Source organism: Paenibacillus xylanexedens (assembly GCF_017874615.1).
GTDB lineage: Bacteria > Bacillota > Bacilli > Paenibacillales > Paenibacillaceae > Paenibacillus > Paenibacillus xylanexedens.
Genome location: NZ_JAGIKV010000026.1, coordinates 85,608 through 101,940 on the forward strand (window position 1 = coordinate 85,608; position 16,333 = coordinate 101,940).

The window sequence follows — 16,333 nt, forward strand, 5'->3', positions numbered from 1 at the left end:
ATCGCATGCGGCAATCCTCTGCCTAGCAGCTGTACCGCTCGGCTCCCATGCGTAAAGGACAACAAACATCGTTCTACGCAAGAGATGCGGCTGCTTCGGACTCCTCTGCTTCAATATGATTGCCGCGGACGAGCCACCCGAAGACGGGATTTGGTTTAACATGGGTTTCGGAATTGGATTTGGGGATAGACGACAAGGAATGTTCCTCCTGTCGATGTAAGGCTTGCCGCAGGGTTCCGGCCGACCAGCAGGAAGTCGACCGTACCTCCTGATTTGGCACCCGAGCTGCCTTTGACGAAGCCTATGTTTAAGGGGTATTGATACACTCTATGTACGATTTGATTATTCCCCCACAGCCCTGGTGTGGATAAGTAAAGATTCGGCTGCGGGGTAGTGAGCTTTTCCTAACGATTAAATTTAACGAGGGCACTGCATGAGACTCAAGGAATGCTCCGTATGGCACGAACGGGACTGCCCTTGGATTGCCGGAGAATTCCTTGCTGATTGACGTTACCGCAGGTAGCATAAGGAGAAAGTCTTCCACTAAGATGAAAGCGCTACCTTAACATCAAGTCCGCACGCCCTCCGGAAGGCACTTTCATGCCTCTTGCCGGGGGCGGCCATCGGCTTGGCCAAGCTTAGGTCGTTACTAACAAATCCTTGGTCTCCTGAGAGATCACCCGCTGCATACTGGACTTGATAATGTCGCAGCCGGCGGCCAGATGCTCCATCGAGACGGTCAGCGGAGGCATGATCTTCAGTACACAGTCTCCTCTGCCGGCTCTTTCAATGATGAGCCCGTTCTCGAAGCTGATATCCGTCACCCGCTTCGCCCCGGCTTCATCCATGAACCCCGAGACGTCAATGCCCCAGATCAGGCCGAGTCCGCGGATGGCGATGGACGGATGCAGAGGCTTGATTTCTTGATCAAGGAACGAGCGCACATACTCTTCCTTCTGCTTCACCTGAGCTTCCAGTTCGGTTCTGTCCCGGAACTCGAGAGCAGCCTTCGCGGCCACAAAAGCCAGCTGGTTGCCGCGGAAGGTGCCGTTGTGCTCGCCCGGCGTCCAGATATCCAGTTCGGGCTTCAGCAGCAGGAGGGACATTGGCAGGCCGTACCCGCTGATCGACTTCGACAGGGTAATGAGATCCGGCTCGATCCCCGCACGTTCGAAGGAGAAGAATTCGCCTGTCCGGCCGCATCCTACTTGAATCTCGTCTGTAATGAGCAGAATATCGTGCCTGCGGCAAATCTGCTGCAGCTCACGTAGCCACTGCGCGTCGACAACGTGAATTCCGCCTTCGGCTTGTACCGTTTCAAGCAGAATCGCGGCCGGCTTGTCGATTCCGGAGTGCGAATCAGTCAGGATATTCTCGATATAACCGAGCGTATCCATTTCTGCGAAAGCCCCGCTCGGGTGCGGCATGAACGTAACTCCGTCCAGAGGAAGCCCCGCCCCTTCTCTCATGGACTTGGAGCTTGTCGCCGACAGACTACCGAGCGACATGCCGTGGAAGCCACCCATGAATGCGAATATTCCACTTCTCTTCTTCGCCTTGCGTGCGAGCTTCAGGGCCGCTTCCACCGCATTCGTCCCTGTTGGACCGCAGAATTGAAGCTTGTAATTCAGCTTCTTCGGCTCCAGGATCCGCTCGGAGAAGCTCTGGATGAATTCACGCTTGGCCATTGTATACATATCCAGACCGTGCATAATCCGGTCGGAGGTCAAGTAATCGAGAACCCGGTCTTTAATATAATCGTTGTTATGGCCGTAATTGAGTGCCCCGGCACCTGCAAAGAAATCAATATATGCTCTTCCGTCCTCAGAATATAAAAGGTCTCCCTTGGCCCGGTCGAATACCACCGGAAAGCTTCTGCAGTAAGATCTTACGTTGGATTCCAGCTTTTCAAAAATGCTCACTCGCTTCATCCTCCATCGGAATTGGGATAAGGTTGGCTCTATCTTTCCGAACCTTCCTTTCTAAACCTTCTGACGTCATGGAGCAACATATTCTAGGCTGTCATTTTCCACAATTGTTGGTCCCCACATGCCGGCTTGTTGGTAAGCCAGTATACTGGTCTCTCGCACACAGCTTGGATGGGTATAAAAAACCCTACAATTCCATTTATTAGAATAATAGGGAATAAGACCTAGGTTGAATTATATCAAAATTTACAAGAATGTATAGTGAAATTTTTGTTAAATATAGTCATTATATTGTTAAATTTGGTTTATAAAACATTATGTGTTAACATTTTTCGTTAAAAATAGTGAATTGAGAAGAAACGTTGGGCATGATTTGACATCAATCAAGGAATTCGACGAGTGTTGACATTCAGTCATTTAACAGGTAAATTTGGTATTTATTCCCTTTAAATATTCTTTGCCGGTGTTCCGATTCCTTGCACTTTTTAATTTTCAACATGATTACCTGACCAATTTCTGAAAGCCTGGCTGGAAACTGGCCACAGCGTCCGCACGGATGGTAGCCGACATAGTTTTGTATCACGCCTTCTTCTCTACGCCTCTGTTAGAGTAAAGGGGAAATATATTCTGTTCCTCCTCATCAAACCGTACGTGAGATTTTCCTTCATACGCTTTCCGATGTCCTTCACTCATTTACATGCAGATTACAATAGCCTTCTAAATCCAAGTTGAACGGACAATGATTTCACTTCGTGTAATAAGCTTCTTCATCGAGCGCATTGTTGCTTCTTGGCATACCATTTTTGTGAGTTGCTGAAAGATGTACCCGTCACGTTCAGTCATCTTCCTTTCCATTCAAATAATCTTTTATGCCCGATCCGCATCCTTCTTGGGGATATATTTGAACTTACGAGTTGCGAATGTTAAGGACCCTCTTTAAGAAATTGATTACATTCGTGCACGAAGAATATTTCAAATGTGAGAATTACAAAAGGTACTCTTCCTAAGGTGCTCTATAATCTGATGCATTTTCATCCAATGAATGACCGCAATCTACCATGCAAAAACACAAATAAGGTGGTTCTAATATTCAGAACCACCCTCCTGAAACATCAAAAAAGTCCTGATGACTTAGAGTCATCAGGACCATTATTTTGTCCATACTTTATTAGTTTACTGAATTCCTTACCTTACTCAACCGTTACACTTTTCGCAAGGTTACGTGGTTTATCCACATCATGACCCAGTGCCAGGGAAGCATAGTAGGCCAGCAATTGCAGCGCAACTACAGACAAAGCAGGGCTAAGCAGTGGCAGCGTCTTAGGAATCGCAAACGCTTGGTCTACGGATTTCAGCAATGGTGCTACGTGCTCTTCGTACGTAATTGCCAATACATCTGCACCACGTGCTTTTACTTCCTTAATGTTGCTCACTGTTTTCTCAAGTACGTTCTCCTGCGTTGCCAGGGCAATAACAGGGATACCGTCTTCGATCAATGCAAGCGTGCCGTGTTTCAACTCACCCGCAGCATACGCCTCGGAGTGAATATAAGAGATCTCTTTCAGCTTCAAAGATCCTTCTTGAGCTACTGCATAGTCAAGACCACGGCCAATGAAGAAGAGATGTTCATGTTTGGAGATTTGCTCTGCATATCCTTTGATTGCTTCCGCTTGCTCTAACATGGATTCCACTTGCTCAGGCAATGCTTGCATTGCTGCCAGCGTGTGTTCAATCTCTTCTGCAGATTGAGTACCACGAACTTGTGCAAGGTACAGACCAAGCAAGTTGAACGCGATCAACTGTGAAGTATACGCTTTGGTAGAAGCTACTGCAATTTCAGGACCTGCCAATGTTGCGATAACATCATCTGCATCACGTGCAATGGAGCTGCCCACTACGTTTGTGATTGCCAGTACATGTGCACCATTGGATTGTGCTTCACGCAATGCAGCAAGCGTATCGGCAGTTTCACCGGATTGGCTCACTACGATTACAAGTGTATCTTTGTGCACGATTGGGGAACGGTAACGGTACTCGGAAGCCACATCTGTTTCAACCGGAATACGTACCAATTGCTCAATCACTGTACGTCCAACCAGACCTGCATGGTACGCTGTACCACATGCAATGATTTGAACGTTACGGATATTTTTGATTTGTTCTTCAGTCATTTTCAACTCAGGAAGTTGAACTTTTTTGCCTTCATTATCGATGCGACCCAGCATAGTATCACGATATGCTTTTGGTTGCTCATGAATTTCTTTCAGCATGAAGTGCTCGAATCCGCCTTTTTCTGCGGTTACAGCATCCCAATCGACACGAATCATTTCCCGAGAAATAAAGTTGCCTTCAATCGTCATCAATTCGACAGCATCATGTGTCAATACAGCCATTTCGCCATCATTCAGAATGTACACGTTACGTGTATGTTCCAGAATTGCCGGGATGTCGGAACCAATGAAGTTCTCGCCTTCACCAATACCAATAATCAATGGGCTTGCTTGACGCACAGCTACGAGTTTCTCAGGCTCATGCTCTGTCAATACACCCAGTGCAAATGCACCACGCAACAACGTGATCACTTTTTGTACTGTTTTGACGATATCACCATTGTATTCACGTGCGATCAGGTGAGAGATAACCTCAGTATCTGTCTCGGAAGTGAACGTGTGACCTTGAGCCATCAATTCGTCCTTCAGATCCAGGTAGTTCTCAATAATACCGTTATGCACAACAGAGAACTTCTGGCTTCCATCCGTGTGTGGATGAGAGTTCTCATCCGATGGTTTACCATGAGTTGCCCAACGTGTGTGTCCGATTCCGGCATTACCTACAAGTGGTGCACCATCCAGCTTGGCTTCAAGGTTCGCAAGACGACCAAGAGCTTTCGTGATTTGCAGACCTTCCGGTGTGAATACCGCGATACCTGCAGAATCATAACCACGATACTCAAGTTTCTTCAATCCTTCGACCAATACCGACTGAGTGTTCTTATTACCAATATATCCAACAATACCGCACATAATTTATTTCCTCCGTTTGTATATGAATACTGTATCACGAAGAGAAACAGGCAGAGGCGGCACATCGGAAAAATGAGTGATTGCCTAGCGTTTCATGAATACTTGGTACTTATTCAATTATCAATGATCAGAGCGACCTCGTGTCGCCCCGCTGCCATCATAAGCTGTAATGAATGCAATCATGAATGTACATCATTTTCCCGTCCGCGTACTGTTTACGCTCTTCACGCACATTCATTTGAATTTTAGTTTAACTCTTGCACCTGCACCGGCGCGTTGTGTGGACAGTCACCTATCCATTTTCCGCAATCCGGTTTACGGCTCTGGTGCTTCACCGGGAGGTCCCCGCCGAACAATCCGAACACCTCCACCTCGTCAGCTTGATTGCCGTTGATCTTAATCAGCCGTTCTTCAACTTAGAAGAAATCCTGATCAACATCATCCCGCGCAACTCCAAGCTCTGGCGCTTGTGTAACTGTAACCTTACGTTCCTCACTTTCTGTGTCTGAATGACGACTCCACTCATTATATGCACGTCAGGTCCATTTTGCAATGGAGCAAAGTACCTGTGACAATTTTAGCATATTTACCTACAATCCCGACCGGATAAACGGACCTATGGTCTCATCAAGCCGGGACGCAGGAATATCCATGCATAAGTCCTAAATCATGTTATATTAAGCCCCGTTCTACACAACAATTCCCTTAAGAAAACCGTATGCAGAAGGTATTTCTTACATCTTCCAGTCCTATACCAGTTCTTTTTGCACTACATCTGCGATTTGAGACACAAATTGTTCAAGTTCGTCTTTATCTGGTCCTTCCGCCATAACACGGATCAGAGATTCAGTACCTGAAGCACGAACGAGTACACGTCCATTATCGCCGAGTTGCTGTTCTACTGTAGCGATAGCTTGCTCGATTGCAGCATTGCCCTCGTATTTGCTCTTATCTTCAACACGCACATTCACCAATACTTGTGGGTACTGGGTCATTAGCGCTTTGAGTTCACTCAGTTTTTTACCAGAAGCCTTGAGCGTATCCACGAGTTGAATCGCAGTCAGCATACCGTCTCCAGTTGTATTGTAATCCAGGAAAATAACATGGCCAGATTGCTCTCCACCCAAGTTGTAACCACCGCGACGCATTTCCTCCATCACATAACGGTCACCTACTGCCGTTTTAGCTGTTTTCAGTGCAAGTTTCTCCGTTGCTTTGTAGAATCCGATGTTACTCATAACGGTCGATACAACAGTACTGTCCTTCAACTTACCTGCACGATTCATCGCATCACCGCAGATACACAGAATGAAGTCTCCATCCACCTCAGCGCCAGTCTCATCAATAGCAATCAGACGATCCGCATCCCCATCAAAAGCAAGACCCAGATCCGCTCCATGTTTGAGCACTTCTTGTTTCAGGTTCTCTGGATGAGTTGATCCACATTGCTCATTAATATTCAGGCCGTTAGGCTCAGCGCCAATGGCAATGACTTCTGCACCTAGTTCACTGAACAATTTCGGTGCCAGCTCATAAGCTGCTCCGTTTGCACAGTCCAAAACAATTTTAAGTCCAGAGAACGATTCATTTACAGTCGTTTTCAGGAAATCAAGGTAACGATAACGGGATTCTTCATCTGTCGTTACAGTACCCAGCCCGCCACCAACTGGCCGTGGCAATTGATCTGTCTCCGCATCCATCAGTTCTTCAATCCGGTTCTCTGTTTCATCCGACAGCTTGAAGCCATCTCCACCAAAGAACTTGATTCCGTTATCCTCAACCGGATTGTGGGAAGCCGAGATCATCACGCCCGCGTCAGCTTTCAACAAACGTGCAATATACGCCACTCCCGGAGTGGATACCACGCCCAGACGGATCACATCAGCGCCAATGGACAACAGACCTGCAACCAGTGCGGATTCCAACATCAATCCCGAGATACGAGTATCCATGCCGATAACCACTTTTGGTCTTTCCACACCACCTGCAAGCACGTAACCACCACAACGTCCAATGCTGTAAGCCAGCTCTGCCGTTAACTCTTTATTGGCAACCCCTCTTACACCGTCTGTACCAAAATATTTCCCCATGATTTAACTCCTTCTATTCGCATCATATACGAGCACTATTATTATTTTTTGAGAATTTTAAAATTAGAACGTTTACGGATTCGCGCCACTTTTACTGCCAGTACCGCTGTTATTATTATTTAAATTACCTCGACTGCTTGTGCTCCCCTGCTGACCCTGATCCTGAGTATCCGTATTCGATTCCGTTTCTTCATCATCAGGAACAGGCTCTGTTTCCCCATTTTCAACCTCGGCTGGTGTTGGGTCAGGTGCTACCGTTCCCTCGTCCGTCGGTTCTTCGCCAGGAGTGGTCGTGGTATCTTCAGCCTTTTCGCTAATTTTGACCGTCGCACTCAATGCAGTGGATGATTCATCCAGTTTGGCATAACGGGGCAGGTCGGCTTCAAGCTTGATCTCATGCGTTCCGACCGCAAGTCCAGCAAGATCCCCGGTTAACGTAAGATCATCACTACTCAGACCCTCAAGCATACTTGCTGATCCTGTAAGTGTGAGGTTCAGACCGCCGCTTCGAGGCGTAACCAGCGTCCCTTCCAGTCCATTCCCCGCACCGGTAAGTGTAATGGGGACGTTCGGAAAGACTTTGGTTGTCTCCTCTGCCTCGTCAAATGGTGATATGGTTACCTTGATCTGAATCGAACTAGGCTCGATTTTCTCAAAACCGGAAGGCGGCGTCAAGTCTACGTTAACTGTCGATGTACCCGACTGATCAAATTGTGTAAGATCAAGGGTTACTTGGTCGTAGGACTGTATACCTGCAAGCGCATCCTCTGATCCATAAACCGAGACTTCTTTCACGTTTGGCTCTACCGTGGAGAGTACCAGGCCTTCCGGAAGTTGTCCCGAATATTTGATTCTTAAGGGTACAGATGTATAGGGCTGATTGACCGGAACTCGGACTTCAACCGTTTGAGGCGTTATAATCGCATTTTCAAGGACCTTGCCTTCAGTATCGTAGGCTTGAAGCTTCACTTTTTTCTGTATGACATCTTCCTTGGCATCTTTCACGCTCACACTGCCCTGGACCTTCGCTACAGCCTCGAGTTGTCCTTCGGGCAGAGTTACCTTAACCGGCGTCGAAGGTTCAATTACGGGCGTTCCAGCGCTGTATCCGGCGGATGGTTCCCCTTCGGGTACAATATTCACATTGAAGGATTTGGTGCCCAATTTTTCTACGTTCACCGTAACCATGGAAGGTTCCATGCTGACCACTTCTACCCCGGAAGGCAAATCAGGTACAAGTGGCAGTGTATTGGACCCATCTTTCACCTGACTCAGATCAACCAGTACCTTGTAATCGTCATTCGTAAAAATCGATGTTAGCATCGAGCGCTGTCCTTTGATCTCCAGCCGGACCTCATCCGTACTTAATGAAGTGAGCACATAACTGTTGCTGTCTAATCCATAAGGTTGAACAGGCACCGTACGTTCCACAACCTTGTTGGTTGTGCCTGTTGTAATCGTAGGCGTGGTTGGTACTTCATCCAGATGAATCATGAACCAGAGCAGCAGGCTCACCGCAAGCGCAAGTATTTTGGCAAAGTTATTATTGTTAAACCACTTATCCATTGTTACGTCCTCCCTTCCGTTTCCAGAAGGTTGTCCAGCCATTCTTTTTCAGATTGGATGTAGGGCGCAACTCCTCATACAGTTTGGCAATCAGCGATTCTTCCTTGATATCACGAACGACCTGTCCATTCATTGCCAGTGACACTTGTCCTGTCTCCTCGGAGACAACCAAACAGATCGCATCTGCAACTTCGGTAATCCCGATTGCTGCACGGTGACGTGTTCCCAATTCCTTACTGATAAAAGGATTCTCTGATAATGGCAAATAACAAGCTGCCGCCGAAATCTGTTTTCCCTGTATAATAACGGCTCCATCATGGAGCGGTGTATTTGGAATAAAGATGTTAATCATCAGCTCCGAGCTGACCAGAGAGTGCATCTTAATGCCCGATTCCGTGTAATCGTTCAGACCTGTTTCACGTTCAAATACGACCAAAGCGCCAATTTTACGCCGTGACAAATAATTAACTGACTTAATAATCTCACCAATTAACACGGTTAGTTCTTCATCACTCGCTGCCGCTGAACGTCCAAACAGCTTACCGCGTCCCAATTGCTCCAAACCACGACGTAGTTCCGGCTGAAAGATAATGAAGACCGCAACGACACCAAACGTAAACATCTGGTTCATTAACCATTTGAGCGTATACAAGTTTAGCCACGTACTTAATGCCCAGATCAGCACAAGGAACAGAATCCCTTTTAGGAGCTGAACCGCACGTGTCCCCCGCACAAGCAAAATCAGTTTGTACATAATATAGGTAACGATCAATATATCGATAACGTCCTTAATGGACTCTGTCCACGTTAAGTCAGCAAAATAATTCATAAGCCAGCCCCCGCTATCCCCATTGATGAGTAAACCCTGATCTCATATTAACCCATTAGGATTTTATATAATCCTTTGTCTCCGCATTTTTGCATTATTTGATTTGTGCAAAATGCTTATCTATATGTAGTAGTATGTTCTCTTTAGTATCTAGGTTATAACGTTAACGTTCAGGTTGCAAGTTACGGCAGTCTCAAACTGCACATAAACATCACATTTACCATGAATTACAAAGTTTGCGTATAAAAAAAGAGTACCCCATGCAATCTGGAGGTACCCTGCTTGGTATATACCATTGAAGAATTTTACCCTGTTCTAGCGATAAGCCAATTCATTTACCATATTGGTTATTTTGTACCAGAACCAGTCCAGCGCCTGATCAATACTTTTCACCTGACCTGAAATATGCGCCGTTGAAGCCTGAAACAGTTGTCCATCGATAACCGTCAGATTGCCGTTCACATCACCATATACTTGTGCGGTTCCATTTTCTATCGTAAGATCGCCAGCAATTGACTTACCTTCAGGAACAATAACCGTGTTACCCTGAATCACGATCTGGTCCAGATTATTTCCCTTAACAACCATTTCGTTGTTCTGATTCCAGAAATTCAAGGCGCTAAAGAGCATCACGACCAAAAAGAAGGCTGCCGCCGTCAGCGCGGGATGTCCTTTGACCCATTTGAGCCATACTTGCTGTCTCTTGGGCTGGGGCAGAGCATTCATAATTCGATTGGTCAGCTCATCAGAGGCAGACGGTGAATAGTGTTTCATGGCAAAGAGTAGCATTTCCGTCTGTTCCAACTCTTTAAAGCGCATGCGACAATCCGGACAGATCACAAGGTGACTTTTCAGTTCAACCTTCTGGGCCGGGGACAACGACTCATCCAAACATTCATGCATTAAAGAGACGGCCGAGTTGCAATCCATATGAGAGCCAATCCTTTCTTAAATCACTTAGTCCATGTGCCATTAGAAAGCACGCATAAGACTTGCATACATTACATACGCATCCGTTTCAGATATGTTTCAAATAATTTCGCCCATATTTAAAGGCGTTTAACATTTATAGCTTATACTCCAATTTTTTACGTAAAAAATCACGGCCCCGATGAACGCGTGTCTTGATCGTTGTTACGGGCATACCTGTCACATCACTGATTTCCTGTAGCGACAAGTCCTGTAAATATCTCAGAATCATAACGGACTTATACTTGGCTGGCAAACTGTCAATGGCCTCGCGAATGAGTGTCTGCGTTTCTGACAGGAGCGCTTCACTCTCCGGTGTACGATCATCACTCGGGAGCATCGCATAACCATCAGATCCTTCCTGGTCATTCAGTTCAGCATCCAAAGAGTATGAAGGTTTCTTCCTGCGCAGTCGGTCAATACACAGATTCGTTGCGATCCGGTAGATCCAGGTTGAGAACTTCTGGTTCGGATCGTACTTCTCCATATTACGAAACACACGCAAAAACGTCTCCTGCACAACGTCTTCAGCTTCATGACGATTGTTCAGCATCCGGTATGCCAAATGAAATAGCTTGTCCTTATATAGTTCAACGATTTCTGCAAAGGCTCTCTGGTCGCCCTTGAGCACCAGTTTCACAAGCCTGTTCTCCAAATTGTCCACCCTTATTCCCCCAGACATGCTGATGGGTCTTCCGTCTTCTGATACCCGTCCACACTTGTAATTCACCAATCAAATCGTAAATCAACTTTGGTCAAAAATCAAGACTGTATGACAAATATCCGCCAAAAACAGTAAAAACGGGAACTCCCGCAGGAGTCCCGTTTCATCTCTTACTCCGTAGAGCAGAGAATGTAGCTTTTTAGTTAACAAAGTAATGGGTACTTTGTTACATATAATTATTCAAATGCAGCAGTTCAATCATCAACCTGTGTTACGCAGTCCTGCAGCGATGCCATTGATTGTCAGCAACACTTCTCTGAGCAGTTCCGTATCATCCTCACCACGTTCACGCATATCTCTGAGCTCGCTCAGAAGTTGAACCTGCATGTAGGATAACGGATCCACATAAGGGTTACGAAGGCGAATGGATTCTTGAATAACCGGTACATCATCCAGAATTTCAGCTTCTCCGGTAATTTTCAGAATCAGCTCTTTTGTGAGCTTGAATTCGGCTTCAATCTGACCGTAGATGCGATCACGGGCTTCCTTGTTCGAAGTCATAGCTGAATATTCTTTGGCAATGACCAGATCTGCCTTAGCTACGGCCATCTGTACCGTATCAATTAATGTACGGAAGAATGGGAAGCTTGCATACATTTCTTTCAGGACAACCAGATTTTCCTCTTTATCCTGATAGTAACTTTGCAATCCTGTTCCTGCCGCATACCATGCCGGAAGCAGATATCGACTTTGAGTCCAGGCGAATACCCAAGGGATCGCTCTCAGATCTTCAAACTTATCGCTATTTTTACGCTTGGATGGACGGGAACCAATATTCAGCTCACCAACCTCCGGAAGCGGCGTTGATTCTTTGAAGAAGGTGAAGAAGTCTGGATCACGGAAAATCAGATCCTGATATTTCGTCAGAGAGACTTGCGAAATCTCTTTGATGATGCTGTCCCAATGGCGCTCGGATGCTGACTCTTGCGGCTCAAGGCCATTGAGTGCTGCTGTAATCAAAGCCGAAGTTGCTTGCTCCAGACTGCGGTATGCAATCCCCTGAAGGGAATAACGGGAAGAAATAACTTCTCCCTGCTCCGTTATCTTGATGCCCCCACCAATCGTATGTGGTGGTTGAGCAAGAATACTGCGGTTGAGTGGCATGCCGCCACGTCCAAGAGCCCCGCCACGTCCATGGAAGAACTTCAGCTTAACGCCGTGTTCATTACCTACGGCCGTGATGGCATTCATTGCTACGCGCAGTTCCCAGTTGGCTGTAACCACTCCGCCATCCTTGTTACTGTCTGAATAACCAAGCATGATTTCATGCAGTTCATTCCGTCCTTTTACGCTTGCGCGGTATACAGGAAGGTTGAACAGCTTTTGCATAATGTCTGAAGCCTCATGTAGATCATCAATCGTTTCAAACAGTGGAACCGCTTGAAGAGTAGATACAACGTCACCGTTGTGTCCTTTGGTGAATAAGCCCACTTCCTTGGCAAATACCATAACCTCCAGCAAATCACTTGCACCCTGCGTCATACTGATCAGGTAACTTGTGATACAGCCGTTCCCAAATTCGTTCTGGGCACGCTTAATGGTACGGAAGACATCCAGACACTCTTTGGTTCCCTCCGTGTATTGGTGATAAGGAGAAGTAAGCGGACGTGGATCATCCAGCAAACGAGCAAGCAGATCGATTTTACCGTCTTCAGTCAGACGTGCATAATCCTCTACAATGTTCATTTTCGCCAAAATCTCCGACATCGCATTTTCATGTTCCTTACTGTGCTGACGCACATCCAATGCTGCGGTATGGAAACCAAACAACTCAACTTGACGAATCATTTTGCGAATGGTCGTATCTGCTACGTAATCGGCAAAATGATGGCGCAGACTTCGATCAATAATCATCAGTTCATCAATTAAATCCTGTGCGCTATGATAACGGTCAGGTTGACCTAATTTGTTCTCATCCAGTACATTGTTCAGCTTGGCAATCATATAGGCCAATTTGATGCGGTATGGCTCTTTTTCATTCCGCCAGATATCCACTTTTTTCAATGTAACAGAATTACGATCCTGCTCAATCGACTGCACCAGCTCATCCGATACATGAATAATGTTTGTGCTGAAGCTGAGATGGCCCATAAGTTCAATCATAATCCGTTGGTATTCACGCAAAGCGAGCTTGCGTTGCATCAACAGTGTCTGCCATGTTACATCTGAAGTTACCGAAGGATTTCCATCCCGGTCTCCACCAATCCAGGAACCGAACCGCAAATACGTCGGCACATGCCAGTCATGGTCAGGATAAAATTTGTTCAGGCAGCGTTCCAGCTCCTGATATACATCCGGAAGTACGTGGAACAACGTTTCATGAAAGTAGTACATCCCGTTCCGCACTTCATCAAGTACAGTCGGTTTGCGGTCGCGAAGTTCATCTGTCTGCCAGAGCGTAATAACCTCATTCAGCAGCTTCTCACGCAACTGTTCACGTTCACGCAACGTCAGCGTAGGATTATCAAGAAGCATGACATCTTCAGATATCCGTTTATGGATGTCCAGAATAACCCGGCGCATGGCTTCGGTTGGGTGAGCTGTCATAACGAGTTCCAACGACAAATCGTCGAGAATCTCTTCCACCTCTGTATGAGACAGTCCACGTTCCTTAAGATCCTGTACTGCTTTCTCAATCGATCCTGGCTGCACAGCGTTCCCTGCAGAACGTTCATAATCCCGTTTACGCCGGATCCGATGGTTTTGTTCAGCAATATTAACTAATTGAAAATAAATAGCGAAAGCCCGAATAACCTGGTGACGATTGTCCGAGTCTAATTCCTGGATCATCGTTTTGAACTCTGCATAGAGTTCTGGCAGAAATTCTGCACGCAACGATTTGCTCGTTTCCCGAATCTTCTCAACGATATCTAGAAGCTCCGTGCCGCCTTGATGGACAAGAACTTCTCCGAGTATATTGCCCAGGAACCGCACGTCTCGCCGAAGCAGGTTGTTGGATTGGCTTTTGCTGGCGGTTACCATAGTTTCAGTCATGCTTATCCTCCCATCTGATCGTTCCATTCGTACACGTAAATTTGACACCTTCATAACATCATACAATAAAATGGTACGAAAATCTTTATTTTTCTACTAGAAAAAATGGGGATTATCCCCGATTTACAGCACAAAAACACGCTTTTTTATTCATTTTCTTGTTCTGCTTCAATTAATGGTCATATACTGTCGCATGATACCTTTTTCACGTACTTTAGATATATCAAAAGTCTCATACCTATTCTTAAAAACTCATAAATATACAGTTCTTTTAAATATGATCCCATGTACCTGATATTAAGGTTAAACCGCATAATTTCATTGTTTGAGAACAGATGATATACAAAGAAACATGACCGGCAAAGCAAGCTTTTGTATACTTTACCACAGTGACGCAATAAATTAAAGGTGTAATTATAATTTTCTTCCCACTACAAGTCTGCTTATTATAGGAGTTTCTTATGTATGTTCCTAACCTACTGTAATCGTAGGCATATCTTAACACACCATTTCTACATAATGTTCTTAGCTTTTTGGGCAGATTAATCTATAGCTCTTACCAATAAGGAGGAATCCAAATGATGAAGAAAGGCACTACAATTATTGCTTCTGTGCTTCTGGTAGCCGCGATGGCTGGCCCTGCTGCTGCTGATGGCCATATGACCAAAGGAATGGATACAACCGGCTCACGTGTCCGGTCTTATCAGGACACCAACTACATGGATCGCACAAACACCAACCTGAATATGGATGGAAACTACCGCAACAATGGTGACTATCGTACCAACAGTGTTCGTGCTAACGCCACAACAACCAACCGTGACAACGGCATGAGTTGGGGATGGCTCGGTTTGCTTGGGCTGCTAGGCTTAGCTGGCATGCGTAAAAGAGTCACGGATCACAACGAACGTTAAATTGTACTCACGTCACGTTACAATAGCTGCTCCGTCTTAGAAGCAGCTCATCTACAGAAATAAACAGAAGAGCCAAGACCTCCCTATTTCAATAGTAAAGGGGTCTTGGCTCTTTTTTAGATAAACCTGTATTGTACTTCATATAAAATATTACATAAATTACCTGCTAATTCTTACGTTAATAAAATAAAAAAACCTCTGCATCTGCAAAGGCTCTTTCATTATATCCTGTAAGCGGGTGATGGGAATCGAACCCACGCTATTAGCTTGGAAGGCTAAAGTTCTACCATTGAACTACACCCGCATAAACAAAAATCGGGATGACACGATTTGAACATGCGACCCCCTGGTCCCAAACCAGGTGCTCTACCAAGCTGAGCTACATCCCGATACTAAAAAAATAATGGCGCGCCCTGAGAGATTCGAACTCCCGGCCTTTTGATTCGTAGTCAAACGCTCTATCCAGCTGAGCTAAGGGCGCAAAATATTGGAGCGGAAGACGGGAATCGAACCCGCGACCCTCGCCTTGGCAAGGCGATGCTCTACCGCTGAGCCACTTCCGCAAATAAAGGATGCGCGTGGAGGGACTTGAACCCCCACGTCAAAGACGCTAGATCCTAAGTCTAGTGCGTCTGCCAATTCCGCCACACGCGCATATGATGGTGAGTCATGAAGGGCTCGAACCTTCGACACCCTGATTAAAAGTCAGGTGCTCTACCAACTGAGCTAATGACTCATACTAAAATGGCTGGGGATATAGGATTTGAACCTATGCATGACGGAGTCAAAGTCCGTTGCCTTACCGCTTGGCTAATCCCCAATAAAAATATGGTGGAGGCTGAGGGGATCGAACCCCCGACCCTCTGCTTGTAAGGCAGATGCTCTCCCAGCTGAGCTAAGCCTCCAACTATATGACCCGTAGGGGATTCGAACCCCTGTTACCTCCGTGAAAGGGAGGTGTCTTAACCCCTTGACCAACGGGCCCCATTTCCAAAGCTCTCAACCGGGATCGAACCGGTGACCTCATCCTTACCATGGATGCACTCTACCTACTGAGCTATGAGAGCAAATGGCTCCCCGAACAGGGCTCGAACCTGTGACAACTCGATTAACAGTCGAGTGCTCTACCAACTGAGCTATCAGGGAATAATATGCATTTGCAGGGCAAATGCAATTCATCGTACAACGTCCACATGCAGAGCCTGTTTTCTATGTATGATGAAAGAGTTCGCTTGGCGGCGTCCTACTCTCCCAGGACCCTGCGGTCCAAGTACCATCGGCGCTAGAGGGCTTAAC

Annotated in this window: 10 protein-coding genes and 11 tRNA genes; 1 reads left to right on the forward strand and 20 read right to left on the reverse strand. The window is 46.2% G+C overall.

All coding sequences use genetic code 11. The annotated features are described in order from the left end of the window. Positions 1 to 73 precede the first annotated feature (73 nt). The 9 genes from J2Z28_RS31575 to ppc all read right to left on the reverse strand — a co-directional run bounded on the left by J2Z28_RS31575 (position 74) and on the right by ppc (position 14,123). Positions 74 to 196 (reverse strand): hypothetical protein, encoded by a 123-nt coding sequence (locus J2Z28_RS31575; protein ID WP_280530859.1) that lies wholly within the window; start codon positions 194 to 196, stop codon positions 74 to 76. Positions 197 to 638: 442 nt separating this feature from the next. After that, positions 639 to 1,922 (reverse strand): diaminobutyrate--2-oxoglutarate transaminase, encoded by a 1,284-nt coding sequence (gene ectB, locus J2Z28_RS26085; RefSeq protein ID WP_101314560.1) that lies wholly within the window; start codon positions 1,920 to 1,922, stop codon positions 639 to 641. A 1,196-nt stretch (positions 1,923 to 3,118) separates the two neighbouring features. Next, positions 3,119 to 4,951, reverse strand: a complete 1,833-nt coding sequence (glmS, locus tag J2Z28_RS26090) for a glutamine--fructose-6-phosphate transaminase (isomerizing) (protein WP_036668148.1) — start codon at positions 4,949 to 4,951, stop codon at positions 3,119 to 3,121. A 749-nt stretch (positions 4,952 to 5,700) separates the two neighbouring features. Continuing rightward, entirely contained in the window at positions 5,701 to 7,041 is a 1,341-nt protein-coding gene (glmM, locus tag J2Z28_RS26095) for a phosphoglucosamine mutase (RefSeq protein WP_211085008.1), read from the reverse strand. Positions 7,042 to 7,113: 72 nt separating this feature from the next. After that, positions 7,114 to 8,607, reverse strand: coding sequence for a CdaR family protein (locus J2Z28_RS26100; RefSeq protein ID WP_211085010.1), 1,494 nt, complete (start codon positions 8,605 to 8,607; stop codon positions 7,114 to 7,116). Further along, entirely contained in the window at positions 8,600 to 9,436 is an 837-nt protein-coding gene (cdaA, locus tag J2Z28_RS26105; RefSeq protein WP_017692119.1) for a diadenylate cyclase CdaA, read from the reverse strand. Before cdaA ends, J2Z28_RS26100 begins: the two co-directional genes overlap by 8 nt. Positions 9,437 to 9,751: 315 nt before the next feature. Further along, complete coding sequence (locus tag J2Z28_RS26110) at positions 9,752 to 10,366, reverse strand: zf-HC2 domain-containing protein (RefSeq protein ID WP_211085011.1); 615 nt, start codon at positions 10,364 to 10,366, stop codon at positions 9,752 to 9,754. Between the two features lie 136 nt (positions 10,367 to 10,502). Beyond that, positions 10,503 to 11,069, reverse strand: coding sequence for an RNA polymerase sigma factor SigW (gene sigW, locus J2Z28_RS26115; protein ID WP_017692117.1), 567 nt, complete (start codon positions 11,067 to 11,069; stop codon positions 10,503 to 10,505). Positions 11,070 to 11,330: 261 nt separating this feature from the next. Further along, complete coding sequence (ppc, locus tag J2Z28_RS26120; protein ID WP_211085014.1) at positions 11,331 to 14,123, reverse strand: phosphoenolpyruvate carboxylase; 2,793 nt, start codon at positions 14,121 to 14,123, stop codon at positions 11,331 to 11,333. Positions 14,124 to 14,701: 578 nt separating this feature from the next. On the opposite strand from ppc, the gene J2Z28_RS26125 reads away from it, so the two are divergent. Beyond that, entirely contained in the window at positions 14,702 to 15,037 is a 336-nt protein-coding gene (locus tag J2Z28_RS26125; RefSeq protein WP_211085016.1) for a WGxxGxxG family protein, read from the forward strand. Between the two features lie 233 nt (positions 15,038 to 15,270). Here the strand turns inward: J2Z28_RS26125 and J2Z28_RS26130 are convergent. The 11 genes from J2Z28_RS26130 to J2Z28_RS26180 form a co-directional block, all read right to left on the reverse strand. After that, a tRNA-Gly gene (locus tag J2Z28_RS26130) sits at positions 15,271 to 15,341 on the reverse strand. 11 nt (positions 15,342 to 15,352) lie between these two features. After that, a tRNA-Pro gene (locus J2Z28_RS26135) sits at positions 15,353 to 15,426 on the reverse strand. A gap of 15 nt (positions 15,427 to 15,441) precedes the next feature. Further along, positions 15,442 to 15,518 (reverse strand) — tRNA-Arg (locus tag J2Z28_RS26140). A gap of 7 nt (positions 15,519 to 15,525) precedes the next feature. After that, positions 15,526 to 15,600 (reverse strand) — tRNA-Gly (locus J2Z28_RS26145). 10 nt (positions 15,601 to 15,610) lie between these two features. Continuing rightward, a tRNA-Leu gene (locus J2Z28_RS26150) sits at positions 15,611 to 15,691 on the reverse strand. Between the two features lie 6 nt (positions 15,692 to 15,697). Further along, positions 15,698 to 15,773 (reverse strand) — tRNA-Lys (locus J2Z28_RS26155). A gap of 9 nt (positions 15,774 to 15,782) precedes the next feature. After that, positions 15,783 to 15,857: transfer RNA gene (locus J2Z28_RS26160), tRNA-Gln, on the reverse strand. Positions 15,858 to 15,866: 9 nt separating this feature from the next. Further along, positions 15,867 to 15,942 (reverse strand) — tRNA-Val (locus J2Z28_RS26165). Between the two features lie 7 nt (positions 15,943 to 15,949). Then, positions 15,950 to 16,021, reverse strand: a tRNA-Glu gene (locus J2Z28_RS26170). A 10-nt stretch (positions 16,022 to 16,031) separates the two neighbouring features. Next, positions 16,032 to 16,104, reverse strand: a tRNA-Thr gene (locus J2Z28_RS26175). Between the two features lie 3 nt (positions 16,105 to 16,107). Further along, positions 16,108 to 16,183 (reverse strand) — tRNA-Asn (locus J2Z28_RS26180). Positions 16,184 to 16,333 lie beyond the last annotated feature (150 nt).

Coding starts and splice junctions, on each gene's coding strand:
- glmS (WP_036668148.1), bottom strand. CDS start 4,951: ATGTGCGGTATTGTTGGATATATTGGTAATAAGAACACTCAGTCGGTA.
- glmM (WP_211085008.1), bottom strand. CDS start 7,041: ATGGGGAAATATTTTGGTACAGACGGTGTAAGAGGGGTTGCCAATAAA.
- J2Z28_RS26100 (WP_211085010.1), bottom strand. CDS start 8,607: ATGGATAAGTGGTTTAACAATAATAACTTTGCCAAAATACTTGCGCTT.
- cdaA (WP_017692119.1), bottom strand. CDS start 9,436: ATGAATTATTTTGCTGACTTAACGTGGACAGAGTCCATTAAGGACGTT.
- J2Z28_RS26110 (WP_211085011.1), bottom strand. CDS start 10,366: ATGGATTGCAACTCGGCCGTCTCTTTAATGCATGAATGTTTGGATGAG.
- ppc (WP_211085014.1), bottom strand. CDS start 14,123: ATGACTGAAACTATGGTAACCGCCAGCAAAAGCCAATCCAACAACCTG.
- J2Z28_RS26125 (WP_211085016.1), top strand. CDS start 14,702: ATGATGAAGAAAGGCACTACAATTATTGCTTCTGTGCTTCTGGTAGCC.